This is a genomic window from Rhodopirellula maiorica SM1, from assembly GCF_000346295.1.
GTDB classification, from domain to species: Bacteria; Planctomycetota; Planctomycetia; order Pirellulales; family Pirellulaceae; genus Novipirellula; species Novipirellula maiorica.
In genome coordinates, this window is the sequence record NZ_ANOG01000523.1 from 1 (window position 1) to 2,693 (window position 2,693).

Consider the following 2,693-nt stretch of genomic DNA (forward strand, 5'->3'; position numbering starts at 1 on the left):
CGATCAAACCACGCTGGATGCCTCTGGGAACGACGATGCTCCGGCGAATACGGGTGATCGCGAGATCGTCGTCGGGATCAAACCACCGCAGCGACAAATCGATTTCGCGCTTGCGGATTTATTGGCTTCGCTGAGCGTGACCATTGCGCCCTTGGCGTCGCGAGTGGAAGACATTCCTGTGTTGGCCGCTGCGTTGGTCGATACGCACCATGCCGCCCGTGATGGCGTCGGTGAACGTCTCAGCCGTGCGGCGATCGATGCGTTGGTGATCTATCCCTGGCCAAACAATATCGAGGAACTCGACGCGGCCATGCGGCATGCCGTGCGAAATGCGACACGCGAATCAATTGCACCCGAGAATTTTCCGTTGGCGATTCGCTCGTATCGGCCCGGCGACTCGCTGTCACGCCGGAAAGTACAAAACGTGTCGCTCGATGAAATGCTCGAATCGTTTGAACTGAAGATGATCAAAAGCGCGGTGGAAATCAGCGATGGCAATCGCGCCGCGGCGGCGCGGTTGTTGGGGATCACTCGTTCGCGATTGCTGCGGCGAATCGATGCGGTCGATGCGGATTCGGCCAAGCCGCCACCGCGGACCCCCAAAACGTCTTCACCGAGCGATGGCGAGAACGCATGAAAACGATTGCCAGCCATTGGCTCGATTCATCCGACGAAGTCACCTGGCTCGTCTGTGAACAGAGCAGCCGTTGGGCCGATGCGGCGCGTCGGTTCAGTTCCGAAGGGTTGCCCGATCCTTGGATCCCGCAGGTCACGTCGTGTGAACCGAGTGAGGTGCCACGGCGGATTGCGCGACACCCATGGGCCAAGACAGCCACGCACCGCCGTATTCCCGTCGTGGTGTTGTGGGAATTGACGCCCGAATCGATTGCCGGAATGCTGCTTGTGGTAACTCAAGTCAAAGCGACGTTTCCAGAAGTGATCCAGCTCGCTGGAATCGTGGGAATTCCCCGTTCAATGCATCCGGCGATTTCCGAATTGGGGATCTCGTTCTCGTTGGCGGCTCCCGAAGCCCTGCAAAATGTCGCTCAGCGGATCAACCCACGTGCGTTTGCTGTGTCGTCGCCTGATGCGTCGGCTGTGATCGCGTCGGCGTGGCCGCGATGATTCTGCGGGACCACAGCGGCTACCGACCTTGCCAGAGCGGCGAATTGTGGTCAGGCTTTCTAGTTCCACAGCATCTCTTTCTCACTTTCCTTTCGCTAAATCGATATCCATGTCCGCTTTGAATTCTGACTCTGTTCGCGCTGCGATTGAATCGTTTCCTGATCCTGAAACCGGGCGGCCGATTGGCTCGATGGGGCAAATCAAAGAGGTTCAAGTCGATGGTAATACCGCGACGATCACACTCGGATTGACATCTCATTCCAATCCCATCGCCGACGAGATCGCTGACGCGATTGAGTCCAAAGTGGTGGCCGCGGTGCCAGGGACCCAAGTCAAAGTCGAAATCGTGGACCACCCGCGACCTCCGGCACGTCTTGGCCAAGTCGGGCTGCGTGTGAAGAGTGTGATCGCGGTCGGCAGCGGCAAAGGCGGTGTAGGCAAAAGTACCGTTGCCGCTTCCATCGCGTTGTCGCTACGCCAAATGGGCAGCCGTGTCGGATTGATGGACGCGGACGTCTATGGCCCCAGCATTCCTCATCTGCTCGGTTTGTCGGGACGACCGGCGGTGAATGCGCAGAAAAAAATTGAACCCATCATGCTCAATGACGACAGCGGCCAACCACCGATGCCGGTGATCTCGATGGGCTTTCTTGTTGAACCGGATCAAGCCGTAATTTGGCGCGGTCCGATGTTGCACGGATCGATCAACCAATTTTTGGGGGATACCAATTGGGGCGAACTTGATTATCTGGTGATCGATATGCCACCGGGCACGGGGGATGTTGCACTGACGTTGTCGCAAGCGTTGCCGTTGGCAGGCAGCGTAGTGGTGTGCACACCACAAGAGGTTGCACTGCTTGATGCGATCAAGGCGATCAGCATGTTTCGCAAAGTGAACATTCCCATTTTAGGAATGGTCGAAAACATGAGCGGGTTTATGTGTCCCGATTGCGGCAAGTCCTATGACATCTTTGGTCGTGGGGGTGCCCGAGCGAAGGCCGAAGAGTTGAGCGTTCCGTTTTTGGGATCGCTGCCGATCGATATCGATCTACGTACCGCGGGTGACGAAGGACGGCTTGCCACGGTGCTTGCCGAAAACACTCGATCACGAACCCCGATCGAAACGGCGGCCAAGTCGCTTGTTCGCACATTGGCGTCCAAGGCTGCTGCGAATCCACCGAAACCAAGTTTGCCGACACTCTAGCGGCCAATGCCATCGACTTTGGCAATCACGGGAGGATGCTCAAGTAGTGGGATTCGCCAGAATTCCCATCGTTGCTGTTGAAGCACCAGGAACTCTGGCGAGTCCCACTACCAAAGTAGATGGCATTGCTCTAACGCCGGTCGGCGGACAGCGATTTCTCGCGTCAGAACTGCCAATTTGGCACTTTTGGGGGGGGCTTTCAGCAAAAAAAAAGCCGCATCAGAGAGTTAACTCCGACGCGGCTTTTTTGATTTCGATTCTACTCAGAAGAGTAAAAGAGTCGCGATCAATTAGCGACGCTTCTTAGCGGTCTTCTTCTTAGTAGCTTTCTTGGCTGCCTTCTTTGGAGCTGCCTTCTTGGTAG

At 56.5% G+C, this 2,693-nt stretch carries 3 protein-coding genes; all 3 read left to right on the top strand.

Annotated features, from left to right (window positions below):
• The coding region (locus RMSM_RS16635) for an AAA-type ATPase lid domain-containing protein (protein WP_040767520.1) at positions 1–637 on the top strand (637 nt) is incomplete at its 5' end.
• Entirely contained in the window at positions 634–1,125 is a 492-nt protein-coding gene (locus RMSM_RS16640) for a hypothetical protein (RefSeq protein ID WP_008698577.1), read from the top strand. The genes RMSM_RS16635 and RMSM_RS16640, both read left to right, overlap by 4 nt.
• A 109-nt stretch (positions 1,126–1,234) precedes the next feature.
• Complete coding sequence (locus RMSM_RS16645; RefSeq protein ID WP_008698578.1) at positions 1,235–2,329, top strand: Mrp/NBP35 family ATP-binding protein; 1,095 nt, start codon at positions 1,235–1,237, stop codon at positions 2,327–2,329.
• The last annotated feature ends 364 nt before the right edge of the window (positions 2,330–2,693 follow it).